General features: G+C 45.5%; 14 protein-coding genes. 6 read left to right on the forward strand and 8 right to left on the reverse strand.

All coding sequences use genetic code 11. From position 1 onward, the window contains the following. Positions 1-158: 158 nt before the first annotated feature. From VJL_RS13545 to VJL_RS13565, 5 genes are all read left to right on the forward strand, one after another. Positions 159-461, forward strand: a complete 303-nt coding sequence (locus VJL_RS13545) for a DUF1330 domain-containing protein (protein WP_038878677.1) — start codon at positions 159-161, stop codon at positions 459-461. Between the two features lie 149 nt (positions 462-610). Then, the gene (metA, locus tag VJL_RS13550; RefSeq protein ID WP_038878680.1) at positions 611-1,552 is read left to right on the forward strand and encodes a homoserine O-acetyltransferase MetA; all 942 of its coding nucleotides are present in this window, start codon (positions 611-613) and stop codon (positions 1,550-1,552) included. A 148-nt stretch (positions 1,553-1,700) separates the two neighbouring features. Further along, positions 1,701-2,429, forward strand: a complete 729-nt coding sequence (pilW, locus tag VJL_RS13555; RefSeq protein WP_038878754.1) for a type IV pilus biogenesis/stability protein PilW — start codon at positions 1,701-1,703, stop codon at positions 2,427-2,429. Between the two features lie 353 nt (positions 2,430-2,782). Next, the gene (locus tag VJL_RS13560; protein WP_038878683.1) at positions 2,783-4,372 is read left to right on the forward strand and encodes a S41 family peptidase; all 1,590 of its coding nucleotides are present in this window, start codon (positions 2,783-2,785) and stop codon (positions 4,370-4,372) included. Continuing rightward, positions 4,356-4,760, forward strand: a complete 405-nt coding sequence (locus tag VJL_RS13565; RefSeq protein ID WP_038878686.1) for a hypothetical protein — start codon at positions 4,356-4,358, stop codon at positions 4,758-4,760. Before VJL_RS13560 ends, VJL_RS13565 begins: the two co-directional genes overlap by 17 nt. Before the next feature lie 75 nt (positions 4,761-4,835). Here the strand turns inward: VJL_RS13565 and VJL_RS13570 are convergent, their stop codons facing one another. The 3 genes from VJL_RS13570 to hrpA all read right to left on the reverse strand — a co-directional run bounded on the left by VJL_RS13570 (position 4,836) and on the right by hrpA (position 10,313). After that, positions 4,836-5,351 carry an outer membrane beta-barrel protein gene (locus VJL_RS13570; RefSeq protein ID WP_038872315.1) on the reverse strand — a complete coding sequence of 172 codons (516 nt, stop codon included), beginning with the start codon at positions 5,349-5,351 and terminating at the stop codon, positions 4,836-4,838. 215 nt (positions 5,352-5,566) lie between these two features. Further along, positions 5,567-6,046, reverse strand: a complete 480-nt coding sequence (locus VJL_RS13575; RefSeq protein WP_038878755.1) for an outer membrane beta-barrel protein — start codon at positions 6,044-6,046, stop codon at positions 5,567-5,569. Positions 6,047-6,260: 214 nt separating this feature from the next. Further along, a complete protein-coding gene (hrpA, locus tag VJL_RS13580; protein ID WP_081634971.1) occupies positions 6,261-10,313 on the reverse strand; it encodes an ATP-dependent RNA helicase HrpA in 4,053 nt (1,350 codons plus the stop codon). Positions 10,314-10,488: 175 nt separating this feature from the next. Between hrpA and VJL_RS13585 the strand changes: the two genes are divergently transcribed. Continuing rightward, the gene (locus VJL_RS13585) at positions 10,489-11,073 is read left to right on the forward strand and encodes an FMN-dependent NADH-azoreductase (RefSeq protein WP_038878688.1); all 585 of its coding nucleotides are present in this window, start codon (positions 10,489-10,491) and stop codon (positions 11,071-11,073) included. A 53-nt stretch (positions 11,074-11,126) separates the two neighbouring features. Here the strand turns inward: VJL_RS13585 and VJL_RS13590 are convergent, their stop codons facing one another. From VJL_RS13590 to VJL_RS13610, 5 genes are all read right to left on the reverse strand, one after another. After that, positions 11,127-11,624 (reverse strand): 4Fe-4S binding protein, encoded by a 498-nt coding sequence (locus VJL_RS13590; RefSeq protein ID WP_038878691.1) that lies wholly within the window; start codon positions 11,622-11,624, stop codon positions 11,127-11,129. After that, entirely contained in the window at positions 11,611-12,222 is a 612-nt protein-coding gene (locus VJL_RS13595; RefSeq protein WP_038878694.1) for a TorD/DmsD family molecular chaperone, read from the reverse strand. Before VJL_RS13595 ends, VJL_RS13590 begins: the two co-directional genes overlap by 14 nt. Before the next feature lie 130 nt (positions 12,223-12,352). Beyond that, positions 12,353-13,204, reverse strand: a complete 852-nt coding sequence (locus VJL_RS13600; protein WP_038878697.1) for a dimethyl sulfoxide reductase anchor subunit family protein — start codon at positions 13,202-13,204, stop codon at positions 12,353-12,355. Further along, on the reverse strand, positions 13,204-13,833 hold the full coding sequence (locus VJL_RS13605; protein WP_005433785.1) for a DMSO/selenate family reductase complex B subunit: 630 nt from the start codon (positions 13,831-13,833) through the stop codon (positions 13,204-13,206). The genes VJL_RS13600 and VJL_RS13605 overlap by 1 nt, the downstream gene beginning before the upstream one ends. Further along, on the reverse strand, positions 13,833-16,280 hold the full coding sequence (locus VJL_RS13610; RefSeq protein ID WP_005442705.1) for a DmsA/YnfE/YnfF family dimethyl sulfoxide reductase: 2,448 nt from the start codon (positions 16,278-16,280) through the stop codon (positions 13,833-13,835). The genes VJL_RS13605 and VJL_RS13610 overlap by 1 nt, the downstream gene beginning before the upstream one ends. Between the last annotated feature and the right edge of the window lie 136 nt (positions 16,281-16,416).

Below are 16,416 nucleotides of genomic sequence, written 5' to 3' on the forward strand. Positions count from 1 at the left end.
AATCGGATATTCAATACGCTTTCGTTAAGCGTTATCGTCATCCGATTCCCATTATCAATAGAATCTAAAAAGTGTTTTGCAATCCTTCTTGCTTATCACAATCGCTTTATCTCATTACACTAAAATTCATTGGTCAGAGCACAAATAAGGAGCAAACCGTGACCTATTATTCTGTACTAGATGTAACCCCTACCAGCCAAGACTGGGTACCCGCTTATGTAAACGTTTCAAACGATTTAGTTGAGAAACACGGTGGCAACTACATTGCACGTACTAATGTTCATGAACGGTTGGAAGGAACGGGAGACTCACCAGCCCTTCGAATCATGATCGAATGGCCATCTCGGCAGGCTGCGCTCAATTTTATGAATGACCCAGATTATATTCCGCATCTTAAAGCTCGTACCGAAGGCTCGGTCAGTAATCATTATCTAATTGAAGGTAATGACCAACTTGCTTAGCTATTACGCCCAGTTAACCACTGGGCATTTTGTTTTATTGGGCAAAAGAAATCTTGTGCAAAGTCACATTTCGTATCGACATCCGTAAGCAATTGCGTTAGCTTTAGATGTATAGACGTCTAAAAAGTGAAGCTTAGGGAGAGAAAGCCGTGCCAATTAGAATTCCAGATCAGTTACCCGCTAGCGATGTATTAAGGACAGAGAACATCTTTGTGATGAGCGAGAGTCGAGCGGCAAGTCAGGAAATCCGTCCATTGCGAGTGCTTATCCTCAATTTAATGCCAAAAAAAATTGAGACCGAAACTCAGTTTCTTCGCCTACTTTCAAACAGCCCTCTGCAAGTAAATGTCGAGCTACTGCGTATCGATAATCGTCCAAGTAAGAACACACCAACTGAGCATCTTGATACCTTCTACCGTCAATTTGAAATGGTAAAAGGTAAAAATTTCGATGGCATGATCATTACTGGGGCGCCACTCGGTTTGGTCCAATTTGAAGATGTCATTTATTGGGACCACTTAAAAACCATCATGGAATGGGCAAAAGACCACGTGACCTCCACACTGTATGTGTGTTGGGCAGCACAAGCAGGTTTAAAACTGCTTTACGATTTACCCAAAAAAACCCGCAAAGAAAAATTATCTGGGGTTTATCATCATAAAATTCACAACCCTTACCACCCAGTTCTGCGTGGTTTTGACGATACTTTCTTGGCGCCACATTCTCGTTATGCTGATTTCTCACGAGAGTTCTTAGAAGAACATACCGATCTCGATATTCTAGCCACGTCTGATGTTGCGGGTGTTTACCTTGCAACAACCAAAGACAAACGTAACGTCTTTGTCACTGGTCATCCTGAATACGACTCTCATACGTTACATAATGAGTACATTCGTGATTTAGGTGAAGACATGGAGCCCGCTATTCCTGTTAATTATTACCCGAACAACAATCCGGATAACGGCCCTGTCGCAAGTTGGCGTAGCCATGGTCACCTGCTTTTCTCAAACTGGCTAAACTACTGCGTTTATCAACAAACTCCTTACGACCTGGACCATTTCAGCGAAGCCGCCTTTACCAAAGACGATTAATTCACTCGTAGAGATTGTGAACCAAGCCGCCAACTGGCGGCTTTTTCATACGAGTTTGCAAACCTGATCGCATTGTGTTTTTTCCTCATTAGGCTTTTGCACTGTAATTCATATCATGCTGAAAGAATTAGGGATGTGGGAAAGACAAATGAAGATCATAAAACTCAGCGCTCTTATACTGGCGACTCAGTTTAGCCTGCTCGGTTGTGTGACCGTGAATGAAGATGGTAATAGTCCAGTTGTAAAAGCCGACCCGGTCGCCATGGCTGAGTCTCGTATCGCACTTGGTTTGGGATACCTAGACGGTGGCAACATGATCCGAGCACATGATAACTTCCAACAAGCCCTCACCCACGCTCCAAGCTACTACCGTGCTCAACTTTCTATGGCTCATTATTACGAAACGGTTGGTGAAGACAAAAAAGCAGAAGAGATGTACAAACGTTCTCTGCGACAACATTCCAAAAACGGTAACGTACTTAATAACTACGGCACATTCTTATGCAAGCAAGGAAGTTTTGAGAAAGCGGATAAAATGTTCAACCGCGCCATTGAACAGCCTTATTACTTCCTTATCCCTGCTAGTTATGAGAATGCTGGCTTTTGCGCACTCAAATCCGACAATACAGAAAGAGCAAAATACTATTTCACGCGCGCTATTGATCATGACCCTCACCGTCCAAAATCCATTCTCCAGTTAGCAAAGTTAGAAATAGAAAGCGGCAACTACACAGATGCACGCATTCGCCTTATGCGCTTTAATCAAATGTATGGGGTCAAAAAACCTTCCCTTCGTTTAATGGTTGAACTTGAAGGCGCAGCAGGTAATGAAGCACTTAAAAAGAAATACCAAACACAGCTCAATCGAATGTCTTAACTGTTGAACTTCAGCACGCCACTTGGTATTCAGAAACAAAGAATACCAAGTGTTCCTTACTCCGTTTTATTCTTCGTTTATTTCTGCTCAGGGTAATGTAGGTACTGTAAGCTATTATTTAAAAACGGATTTTTAGTTAAAGCTAATTTAGCACACCCCTATATCTGACGTTTTATATGATGCCAATCACACTTGATTGCATATTTGTTGCACAATCAGACTCAAAATTTATACATTCAAGTAGCTTATATAAGGATTAATAAAAACAAATAGAACCATATACCCTAGTAACCTCAAAATGCTTGGCTCAGCGAGATTGACTCGGGTATATATCACAGATGTAAGGACACGTTATGTTGAAGTATAAACAAGCAGCGTTATTAACCGCCCTCCCTATTGCACTGCTAGGTTGCGGTGGCGGCGGAGGTGACAGCACAAGTTCCGCGACGAGCAATGGTCTTTCTTGGTCTGCTGGTGATTTCTCGCAGACAGCAGCCAACTTAGCCAATAAATGCAGCGTAGCAAGAACGGGCACCGACCCGTATACCGGAAAAAATTACCCAGATAAAGCAGGCTCAACCCTGTATGAAAAGATGTTCCTTCGAGCATTTAGTAACGATACCTACCTTTGGTATGACGAAATCCCAGACAATAATCCAAACAATTATCCGTCTGTCGTCAACTACTTTGATTCACTCGTCACATCATCGACCACAGCAAGCGGCCAAAAGAAAGATCGTTTTCATTTCACACGTTCATACGACGAGGTGATGAAATCTCAACAAGCTGGTCTTGTTGCTGGTTTCGGTTTCAACTGGAAATTCGTTAATAGTTACGCGCCTCGAGAGGTGCTTATTTCTTACACAGAGGATGGTTCACCAGCATCACTCAATGGCGTTGAGCGTGGAGACAAGCTATTAAAAATTAACAGCGTGGATGTCGTTAATACCTCTTCCCAAGCAGAAGTGGATCTCATTAACCAAGCATTGTTCAACCCAGAGTTAGGACGTAATTACACGTTTACCTTTGAAGCGGTTAATGGCGGTATGAAGATCATTACACTCACCTCTTCTGATGTGGCAACAAGCCCTGTACGTAATGTAAAAGTTATCGACAACAACGGAACAAAAGTCGGCTACATGCAATACAACGCATTTGAAGTCACGGCACAGCAACCGCTTATCAATGCATTCAACCAGCTTTCAGCCCAAAATGTGGACGAAATCGTCATGGACTTGCGCTACAACGGCGGTGGCTTGATTTGGCAATCAGCGCAAGTCGGTTACATGCTGGCGGGTTCTCATCCAAACGCGACGTTTGGCGAGTTAATCTATAACGACAAGATCATGAACTCTGGCCAGGTACGAGATAACGTTTACAATTTCGTCGATAAAGAAATCAACTGGGCAACAGGAACGCTCACTAACAACCCTCTACCGACGCTTAGTGCAGAGCGCGTATATGTCTTAACGACGGATAACACTGCGTCTTCAAGCGAACTGCTAATCAACGGCTTGCGTGGTATCGACGTTGACGTTATTCAAATTGGCACAACGACAACAGGTAAACCTTACGGCTTCTCACCTCAGCAGAACTGCGGTAACGTGTATTACACCATTCAATTTAAATCTTCGAATGACAAAGGCTTTGGTGATTTTGCCGATGGGTTTACTCCTACGGCAAAAAATCTTGTATCGTCTAACATTGGTATAGATGACAAAGTGGAAGGTTGTGTAGTGGCAGATGACTTAACCAAACCATTGGGTGATCCATCCGAAGGTATGCTGTCTGCAGCGCTAAACTACATGACAACGGGGGGAACTTGTCCTCCAGCACCTGCAATGGCTCGCTCATATCAAGCAATGCCGAGACTAGGTGGCACTCCACTGACTCAAGAAATTGACCCACTTCGACAAGAGGCGATTCATGTCAAAATTAACTAAAACAATGATCTTACTCACTGGAGCTGGACTTAGCCTTGTACTGATGGGGTGTTCAACATCAAGCAACAGTGATGCAGTTAATGCGTTAAGTATTAAAACCTCCGCAGATACCGTGAGCGAAATCCAAAGTGCAATTAACACGATTCAAGGAACACAAGCACCGACGAAGATCGCATCGAATACCTTTGAGACGAACTCACACTTATTGATCGTGTCGGGGCAATTAATGGAAAAGCACAACATGCCATTAAACGGAGCAGAAACTGAGTTGCCCGATCAATATACCCTACAGTTACGCGGAGAAGATTGCGGGGTTTACTACGAGAAGGACGATAAATTTGTCCCTCTCACGAATATTCAATGTAGACCGAATCCAATTCAGGATTAATGAAAAAGCGCGCCGTCACTTTATCCAAAAGAACGGCGCGCTTCTTTTATTATCTATTGATTGCTCAATTTCTTTCTATAAGAAGTGGAACGTCAAGTTACCCGTGATGCTGCTTACTGTATCACTGTCTCCATCAATATCCACCCCAAAGGCTTGATAACTGGCACCGACAGAAATGTTGTCTAACAAGAAGTATTCCGCGCCAACACCATACATGTAAGAGACACCATCGTCTTTGTCCAAGTTGCTAAGGTTACCATTGTATTCGACGTTAAATGCGTTGATACCACCCTTCGCGTAAACGTGCAGAGGACCAAAATCGATACTTGGTTTAGCTGCTAGATAAAATGACGAGAAGTCCACATCGCCTCGATTACCGCCTAAATTCAAGTCAACTTGGCCGTGATTAAAATAACCTACTTCAATGCCGATCAGTGGCAAGATCCCCGTCCCTACATGAATGCCGTAGGTCGTGTCGTTTTCACTGTCTATGTCTGATTGACCAATTTGACCACCAGCATATAGCCAAGAGTCAGCAAGTGCTGATGTTGAGCATAGCGCCAAAGCCAATAACGAGAGTTTTGTTTTCATAGTTATACCTTTCCTGTTCGATTCCTGAACGGAACATCACGCGAACTGCATCGCGTTCCTTATGTAGCTAGCTAAATACTATATGCGAAAGTTTGATGGTTTTAAGACCGAGAAATGAATAATTTATGCTCAATATTGATTTGTGTGATTTACAGACAAAAAAACACCGGCGCGTTGCCGGTGTTTATCAAATAAATCTTCGAAATGTTCGACGATTATAGGAAGTGCAACGTCGCGTTTAGAGAGAACGTACCGATGTCGTCTTTACCTGCTGTGTAGTTCATGTAGCTTGCGCCAACAGACATTGGACCGAAAATGAAGTATTCAGCGCCGACACCGTACATTAGATCCACATCATCATCGTCTTTACCGCCAGACACTTTCTTATCCCACTGGTGGATACCACCTTTCGCGTAAACGTGCAGTGGACCGAAGTCGATGCTTGGCTTAAGCGCTGCGTAGTAAGAAGTCAGCTTAGTTTCGTGACCTGCGATCTTGAATTCACCGTGCTGAGTAACACCCGCTTCGATACCGATGATAGGCAGAATACCTGTACCTACGTGTACAGAGTATGAAGTGTCAGTCTCGCCTTTGAAGTCAGACTGACCTACAGAAGCACCACCATAAATCCATGAATCTGCCATTGCTGCAGAAGAAGCACTTAGAAGTGCCACTGCCAATAGAGTTTTCTTCATCATCAACCTTTACTCTTTATAATTACCCACTCCTGCACCGTCGCAGAGGTTGGTACTGCAAACACAAGGGAGGCGAATCATTGCCTCCCTTGTGACTTAAAATAACTTGTGAACAATTCTTAGCAAATACTATACCAACAGCGACCTAAACTGGACAAACCATTGATAAGTCGATGAACCTCACAAGAAAAACTGCCGCTATTGTACTTAGCGTTTAGCAAGCATCAATCGCATTTTTGACTCGTTTATCAGAAACCGGATACGGAGTGCCTAATTGTTGAGCAAAAAGGCTTACTCGAAGCTCTTCGATCATCCAACGCACTTCTTTCACGTTTTCTGGAATCACCATGCCTTTCGGAATCTTATTAAGTAGTTCTTTGTAATCACTCGCCACTGACTCGATTCTCAACATGTGTAAACGGTCTTTGTTTGGATCGATCGGTAGCTTCTCCATACGACGTTCAATGGCACGCATGTAACGCAGAATGTCCGGAAGACGCTTCCAACCACACTCTGTTGCGAAGCCTTTGAAAATCAAACCTTCCACTTGCGCTTTAATGTCAGATAACGCAAATGCCATGGTGAAATCCACTTTGCCTTTCAACTTTTTGTTGATATTGAAAGCCGTCGTCAGAATGGTTTCGACTTGTTGTGCAATATCCACAACTGTGTCACCCAGCTCTGCACGAACGTGTTCTTTCAGCGCATCAAACTTCTCAGGCTCCCAAACCAAACCGCCCTGCTCTTCGATAAGCTTATCGACACCACACGCGATACAGTCATCAATCAGATCCAACACTTTACCGTAAGGGTTAAAGTACAGACCCAACTTCGATTTGTTCGGTAAGTTGGAGTGCAGATATTTGATTGGCGACAGCACGTTTAACAAGATCAGACGACGCTGACCCGCTTGCATAGCCGTCACCTGTTCGTATTCAGTTTCGTACAGTTTGATTTCTACACTGTCTTTGGAATCCACAATCGCCGGGTACGCTTTAACGTCGTAACCACCGCGTTTTTGTTGATATACCTTAGGCAGCTCACCAAAGCTCCAAGTATGTAAGCCTTGCTGCTCAATGTCATCATCGGCGACTTTAGACAGCGTTTCTTGAACTTTGTCTTTCAGGCTTTCTTTCAACGCATGAAGGTCGCTATTTTCCTTCAACTTGCGATTTCTATGGTCAACCGCGCGGAAAGTCACCTTCAAGTGCTCAGGAATTTGATCCATATTCCAATCTTCGCGCAGAACTTCCACACCAGTCATTCGACGAAGCTCTTTTTCAAGCGAATCTAATAAAGGTGCTTCCATTGGCGTCGAGCGAGCTAAGAAAGCATCAGCATAGTTTGGTGCAGGAACAAAGTTTTTACGAATCGTCTTCGGCAGCGATTTAATCAAGCTCACCACAAGCTCATGGCGCAGACCAGGGATCTGCCAGTCAAAGCCCGCAGGCTCAACTTGGTTAAGGATCGGCAGCGGTAAGTGTACCGTCACACCATCGCTGTCTTCGCCCGGTTCAAACTGGTAGCTCAGCTTAAGTTTTAGGTTGTTTTGGTGCCAGAAGTTCGGGTAATCCAAATCGGTTACGTGGCTAGCATCGCCTTTGAACAGCATCTCTTTCTCGAAGTTCAGCAGCTCTTTGTTCTCTTTCGATGCCTTCTTCCACCATGTATCGAAGTGCTTACCAGAAACGACTTCCGTACCCACACGTTGGTCATAGAAATCAAACAACTCATCATCGTCCACCAAAATATCGCGGCGACGAGATTTATGCTCAAGCTCTTCCACCTCTTGCAGAAGTTTGCGGTTTTGCTTAAAGAACGCGTGTTTGGTATCCCATTCGCCTTCTACCAACGCGCTACGGATAAAGATCTCACGGCTCACCGTTGGATCGATACTTCCGTAGTTCACCAAACGGTTAGGAACAATCGGTACCCCGTAAAGCATCACTTTTTCGTGTGCCAAGACTGCTGCGCGTTTCTTCGACCAATGTGGCTCGCTGTAGCTACGTTTAATCAGGTGCTTCGCTAATGGTTCAATCCACTCTGGCTGAATCTTAGCGATGATGCGACCCCAAAGTTTTGAGGTTTCCACCAGTTCAGCAGACATGATCCACTTAGGCTGTTTCTTGAATAGACCTGATGCAGGGAAGATATGGAAACGAGCGTTACGCGCACCTTGATATTCATTCTTCTCTTGGTCTTTCATACCGATGTGCGACAACAAACCCACAAGAATAGAACTATGAACGCCATGGTAAGACGCAGGCTCATCGTTGAGTTTGAACTCCATTTCACGCATGGATTGGTGAATTTGGAAGTACACATCTTGCCACTCACGAACGCGCAAGTAGTTCAAGTAATCTTGCTTACACTGTTTGCGGAATTGGTTGCCCGTCAGCGCTTTTTGTTGCTTCTGGATGTAGTCCCACAAGTTCACCAACGTCAGGAAGTCTGATTCTTCATGGAAGAAGCGTTTGTGTTTGTCATCTGATGATTGCTGCTTGTCACTTGGACGCTCACGCGGGTCCTGAATCGACAATGCCGCTGCGATAACCATGACTTCTTTCAGCGCGCCTTGTTTTGGAGCTTCCAATACCATACGCGCTAAACGTGGGTCGATTGGAAGGCGGGCAAGTTGACGGCCAATACTGGTCAGGCGTTTCTTATTACCTTGAGAATCGGACGGTTTCGCTTCTGCGTTAATCGCACCAAGCTCTTCCAGCAAACGAACACCGTCTTGGATGTTACGTTTGTCTGGCGCTTCCACAAACGGGAAGGCTTGAATATCGCCCAAACCAAGTGCGGTCATCTGCAAGATAACCGACGCTAGGTTAGTACGCAGGATCTCAGGATCGGTAAACTCCGGGCGTGACTCAAAATCTTTCTCTGAGTACAGACGGATACAGATACCCTCTTCCACACGACCACAACGACCTTTACGCTGGTTCGCACTCGCCTGAGAAACTGGCTCGATTGGAAGACGCTGAACCTTAGTACGGTAACTGTATCGGCTAATACGCGCCGTACCTGGGTCGATAACGTACTTGATGCCCGGAACCGTCAACGAGGTTTCTGCTACGTTGGTTGCCAGTACAATGCGGCGACCAACATGAGGTTGGAAAATCTTGTTTTGCTCACCCGCCGACAAACGCGCGTAAAGCGGCACAATTTCTGTGCTCTTCAGGTTACGTTTAGACAATGCATCAGCGGTATCACGGATTTCACGCTCACCGTTCATGAAGATCAGAATGTCACCTAAACCTTCATCGCACAGTTCGTCTACCGCTTCGAAGATACCTTCAAGTTGGTCACGATCATTATCGTCATCACCGCTTAGTGGGCGGTAACGCGTTTCTACTGGGTAAGTACGACCTGACACCTCAATGATTGGTGCGTTGTTGAAGTGTTTTGAAAAACGCTCTGGGTCAATGGTTGCCGACGTGATGATCACTTTCAAATCAGGACGACGTGGTAGCAACTCTTTCAAGTAACCCAAGATGAAATCGATGTTAAGGCTGCGCTCGTGCGCTTCATCGATAATGATGGTGTCGTATTGATTTAAGAAGCGGTCATGCTGAATTTCAGCCAGCAAAATACCGTCCGTCATCAATTTGATTTGGGTATTTTCAGAGATCTGATCGTTGAATCGAACCTTGTAGCCAACAAACTCACCAAGCTTGGTTTCCATCTCTTCGGCAATACGGTTCGCAACCGAACGTGCCGCAAGGCGACGAGGCTGAGTATGACCAATCAAACCGAATTTACCGCGACCAAGCTCAGCACAGATTTTTGGCAGCTGAGTGGTTTTACCTGAACCGGTCTCACCCGCAACGATAACCACTTGGTTTTCTTCGATCGCTTTCGCAATGTCGTCGCGTTTTTGGCTGACTGGCAGGATTTCAGGGTATTCAATCGTTGGTTTGTAGCTACTACGTTGCTCCACAACCATCATGGATTTGGCGATGTCTAATGCGATTTCATCAAACACAGCGTTACGCGCTGCGTCTTTTTTGATTTTGCTTGCACCAGAGATTCGTTTACTCAAGCGGAAGCGGTCACGCATCATGCACTGATTAAGTGCCTTGCGTAGTGACGCCGCGTTATTTACTTGAGCCTGAGGCGTAGCATTCTGAGAAGCTTGTGCTTGAGATGCATTAGCCTGCTTCGCTTTGGCATTTTGCGCACCATTTGACGGTGTCGATTGCTCTTCAGCGGGATTCTTTTTTGGGGGCTGTGACGAAGTCAAAGCGTTTCCTATTCTTTTCATTACATAAAACTGCGCGGATTGTAGCACATAAGGGCTAGAACAAGATAACGGAAAGCAGCTTCAAGCAGTCATTCAATTTTTTCGAACAACTTAAGCGAATCCATCGGGTTTTGAGTCGCTGGGCATTGCCTATAATGCATCACATAGCCGAAAGCACTTATTAAAGGAAATCCATATGTCTCGTGTACTAGCTCTTAAATCAAGCATCCTTGGCGATTACTCTCAATCAAACAAACTGGTTGAAGACTTCATCAAAAATGTAGACCAAGATAAGCTAACTGTTCGTGACTTAGCTGCAAATCCACTGCCAGTGTTAGACTTTTCAGTTGCGACAGCACTACGTGCAACAGAAGATCTTTCACAAGAGCAACAAACGGTGGTTGACCTATCTGATACCTTAATTGAAGAAATCAAAGCAGCAGATACTTTGGTTATCGCAGCACCAATGTACAACTTTACGATTCCAACTCAGCTTAAAAACTGGATTGATTTGATTGCTCGTGCAGGCGTGACATTCAAATACACAGAAAACGGCGTTCAAGGTCTGATTGAAGGGAAGAAAGCAATTGTAGTCACCACACGTGGCGGTCTTCATAAAGACTCACCAACCGACAGCATGACACCATACCTACGTACAGTATTGGGCTTTGTTGGTATTACGGATGTGGAGTTTGTTTACGCAGAAGCGCTAAACATGGGTGATGACGCAGCAGCGAAAGGCATTTCAGACGCGCAAAGCCAATTGGCAACCTTGGCGTAAGATTAAATAGAATTGAATACAAAAAAAGGGATTGGTTCGCGCCAATCCCTTTTTTATCGTTTTAAGTCAAAGCTGATCATGCTGTTGTAGCAGCTTTGCGCGCATTGTCCGCAACCTTTGCATTTGGCAGCGTCAATTTTAGGTTTGACATCATCTTGCCATTGCAAAGCATCATAAGGGCAACTGTCCTCGCAACTACCGCAATAACCGTATAAGTTTTCGCAGCTGTTCGAGATAGTTGCTATCAAGCCTGTAGACTCTGTTTGGTTAGAAAGTGCCAATGTAGGGCATGCCGACTTGCACGCACCGCATAAATCACATGCCGAGTAACTGATGTCTAACGCGGCAACGCCATCAACCATTTCAATGATTTGGCTTGGACATGCAGAAGCGCACTTACCACATCCATCACAAAGCCGAGTGAACATAGACTCTTCCACCGCATACGGCGGTCTCGCTTGAACACGAGGCTCTTGAGCTTGTTCCACTGGCGCGCGACGGAACGAAAACAGACGTCGCTTGCTTAGATCAACCGATTCAGACTGGCGCATCCGAGTAATCTCTCTTTACTGACACAACGACTTGGTATTGCTCACTCAAAGATTGAAGTAGTTCTTCAGTAAGGTTCGACAGTTTTGAGTAAGGCGCAAGAGTCACCGCTTTTTTGAAGCGCTTGTTGAAAAAACCAAACCACGTCATCAAGTGCTCGCGCAACATTTCAGCCGCCAGTTTTTGTTGATCAGTTTCAATCAACATGCCTAACACCATCAGCATCAAGCCGATCTGGTCTTCTGGCTCACGTTGGTCAGATTCCAAAGCAAAACCACAACGCTGCAAGAAGTAACGATATTCAATGGTTGATTCGCCAAACAACACTGCTTCTTTATCTAGATAAGCCGAACCCCAAGGTGGCGCTGGCATCTCACCAATACCGGCAAACATACGATCGTGCTCCATTTGCAATGCCTCTTCACTCTCGCTTTGAAAGCTGCGCAGCATGTCATTAAGCGCTTCGATTGGCGTATCAGTATTGCTCAACAACGTATCGAGATTTGCCGCTGGGTAATCTTTTGGTTGGTAGTAAAACAGTGCACCAAACAGCTTAAGAACGATGCTGGTATCTTGTGGTTCAAGTTGAGAAATTTGCATGAAGTACCTTTGATGACTGGTGTTTTTATTCTTCGATTAAGTAAAACGGAAAAGAGATGGGACGAACACTCGCCCCACTCTGCTAATTGTTATCAGTACAAATAATGGTTATCAGCACAAATAACGGTTATTAGTACAAACCAGATGTAAAGTGCATGCCGTAGAACACATTGCGACCTAGAATCTCTGCAACGAACAAGGCAACGAATGCCACGATAACTAGCAAGTTCTTCTGACGACCTTCTGCGGTAAACAACTCAGCGAATACCCAAAGAGCAGCAGCAACCACAAGCAACAACACATGACCAGCAACATAGCCAGACAGCATTGTGATTTGATCCAAGCCACTGTGAATCGCCGTTGAGATACCTGCGAAATAAATCGTCTGCATTACTGAGAACGCTAGGTTCAGCGCAATCAGGCTTGCACCAGCCCACATTAGGCGACGATTGGTTTTCTCAGCCGTCACGTCCAATACGTTGATAAGCGTGTAACCGAACATCAGACCCGAAGTCACGACCGTGAACCAAAACGCAACCGTGGTCATTGGTGAGTACCATGCTGGTACCGTTTCTATTTGGTAAACATTTGCCATCGCGAACATGAAAATCACGCCAACCGCGATAGACAACCAGTTCACAATTTTACGCACGCCTTCGCTGCCGATTTTTAGAATCGTTAGCAACCAGTACAAACCCGCTAGAGACAGAAAGCTTGCACCCGTTAAGATCTCGTTAGATAGCGCCGCACTACCAACACGGTTTAATGCGTTGAAGGCACGAAGTGGGCTACCTAAGTGAGTTGTTGAGAACAAGAAACCCAACCCCATCACAACCAAAATAGCAAAACGAGCGATGTTCATACGAGGTTCTGTCACGCGTGGTGGCTTACCGAATTTCTCGAACGCGTTAACCGTTAAGTGCGCGCCAACCGCTGTTTGAGCAAGAACCGTAAAGGCAACTAATGGTGCTTCGTATAACATTATTTCACCTCTCTTGGATTCTGTAGGAAACCAGTGCGGTCATTGGTTGGACGACCATTTGGATTTAGCTTCACGATCAGGTTCGGGCTCGTAATGCGAGAATCTGGCAGTGGTGCCACATCCGCGTTTGAACCGTATTTCGCGCGTAGCTCATCAATTGGACCAAACTCAATCGCACGCAATGGACAGCTATCAACACACACTGGCATTAAGCCTTCTGCGACACGTTCGTAACAGCCATCACACTTAGTCATGTGACCTTTTTCTTCGCTGTATTGAGGTGCGCCGTATGGGCATGCCATGTGACAAGATTTACAGCCGATACACACGCTTTCATCGACAACAACAAAGCCATCTTCTTCACGCTTGTGCATTGCACCTGATGGACAAACCTTGGTACACGCTGGGTTAGTACAGTGGTTACAAGAGATTGATAGGTAGTACGCGAACACGTTTTGACGGAACGCGCCGTTTTCTTCTGTCCAGTTGCCGCCTACGTATTCGTAAACACGACGGAAGTTGCGGTCGATACCCAGATCTTTGTTATCTTTACAAGAGAGCTGACATGTCTTGCAGCCAGTACATTTGCTTGAATCAATGTAAAAGCCATACTGCTTCGCTGTGCTCATTATTTAGCCCCCATTTTCTTAATTAGCGTCACTTCAACGAGGTTGGTATGGCTCGGGTTTGATTTTGCCAACGGGCTTGGACGTTGTGTCGTCAGCACGTTGATTGAACCCGCTTGGTCAACACCTTTACCATTTGGTGAGTACCATGCGCCCTCACCTAAGCCAACGATGTGTGGCATGATGCGTGGGGTTACTTTTACGCGAACGTTCATTTCACCGAACTTACTGCGCACGCTAACCAAGTCACCGTTGTCGATGTTGCGTGACGCTGCATCAATCGGGTTGATCCAAAGTTCCTGTGGTGCCGCTGCTTTTAGGATGTCGACGTTACCGTACGTAGAGTGCGCACGAGCTTTGTAGTGGAAACCCGTTAACTGAAGTGGGTACTCTTTACGATCAGGAGAATCCCAGCCATTAAACGTCGAAACGTATTCTGGTAATGGCTTGATTGATTCATCTTCGTCCAATTCCCATTCTTCGTTGATCTTCGCTAACGTCTCCGAGTAGATTTCAATCTTGCCCGATGGCGATGGTAGTGGGTTCGCTTCTGGGTCACGACGGAAGTCTTCGTATGCCACGTGTGGACGGTCGAATTGCTTCTTATAGATGCCCTGCTTTCTCATCTCATCGTAAGACGGCAAGTTTGGATCGTTGTTTTGTTTAACGGTCTGAGCGTACATCCATTGCAGCCACTCTTCTTGAGTGCGACCTTCAGTAAACTCATCAAACACGCCCATGCGCTTCGCCACACCAGACATAATGTCGTAGATAGGTTTGCATTCGAAACGAGGTTTAATCGCTTGGCTTGCAAAGATGAAGTAAGGCATTGATGCAGCTGCACCATCCATACAGAAATCCGATTGCTCTGACGTTGTGCAGTCTGGCAATACGATATCGGCATACTTCGCCGAAGACGTCATGTGGTTGTCGATCACCACAATCATTTCACACGCTTTTTCATCTTGAAGAATTTCGTGTGTGCGGTTGATGTCTGAGTGTTGGTTAATCAGACAGTTACCTGCGTAGTTCCAGATAAACTTGATGTTGTTTTGTAGCTTCTGAACGCCTTTAATGCCGTCGGTCAGATCTGTCATTTCCGTACCGCGGTAAATCGCGTCTGTCCAAAGGAACATTGGGATAGAAGCGCTGATCGGGTTTGGCACTTTCGGGAAGCGTTGGAATGGGTATGAGTGGTTACCTTCACGAGCACCAGTACCACCACCTTGCAAGCCAACTTGACCACGTAGCAATGACAACATCATTACCGCTTTACACGCTTGCTCACCATTTGCTGAGCGTTGTAAGCCCCAACCTTGGGTAATGTAAATGCGTTTAGCATCGCCAACTTCGCGTGCAAGTTTCAAAATCACATCAGCAGGAATACCGGTGATTGGCTGTGCCCACTCTGGGGTTTTCTCGATGCCATCTGGGCCAGTGCCCATAATATAATCTTTGTAGCTGCCGTTTTCTGGCGCTGATGCAGGAAGCGTTTTACGGTCGTAACCCACACAGTAACGGTCAAGGAAGTCTTGATCGACTTTATCTTCCGTAATCAATACATGGGCGATGGCTGCAATTAAAGCTGCATCTGTACCGTGCTTGATAGGAATCCATTGGTCTTCACGGCCTGCAGCAGTGTCAGTGTAACGAGGGTCGATACAAATCGTGCGAGTGTGACTGATGTTTTTCGCATCCACATAGTTGTGAACCTGACCACCACCCGACATACGGGTTTCCGCTGGGTTGTTACCAAACATCAGACATAGGTCTGCATTTTGAACATCGTCAATCGAGTTGTTATCAACGAACGAACCGTAGAAGTACTCCGACATACATTCGATGTTTGCTGCAGAGTAGTCACCGTAGTGATTTAGGTAACCACCACAAAGGTTCATCATACGAGCAACCAATGTCGCGCTCGGATCCCAACTCTTAGTTACTGTGCCACCAAGCGTACCTGTACCATAGTTTAGGTACACCGCATCGTTACCGTGGTCTTTAATTATGCGTTTTAGGTTATCACCAATGAGGTCAAAGGCTTCATCCCAAGTGATGCGTTTGAACTTACCTTCACCACGCTTACCAACGCGAAGAAGTGGGTATTTCAAACGGTCTGGCGAGTAAACACGGCGACGCATAGAGCGACCACGCAAACAAGCACGAACTTGGTGATTGTGGTTGTAAACATCATCACCCGTGTTGTCGGTTTCTACCCATTTGATTTCACCGTCGACCACGTGCATACGAAGCGGACAACGAGAACCACAGTTTACGGTACATGCCGACCAGACAATTTTTTCGTTTGGTTTTGCTGGTGTTTCTTTGGCAACCGCTTTAGTTGCAAACGGGAGAGAAAGCGCGTTTCCTGCTAACGCCAAAGCGCCAAGTGCAGAACCGCCCTTTAAAGCATCACGCCGAGTAATATTAAACTTACCATTTTGACTCATGGTTTTTTCCTAAATTACGTTTTTGAATTTGGTCGTGGCGCTTAATTAATGGCTTTAAGTGGGGAAAGAACACTCGTTAGAAATAAAAGACATAGAGATTGTATTTTCAAAATAGGCATTCATTGAAAATATCTAA

Source organism: Vibrio jasicida CAIM 1864 = LMG 25398 (genome assembly GCF_000400365.1).
Taxonomy (GTDB): domain Bacteria; phylum Pseudomonadota; class Gammaproteobacteria; order Enterobacterales; family Vibrionaceae; genus Vibrio; species Vibrio jasicida.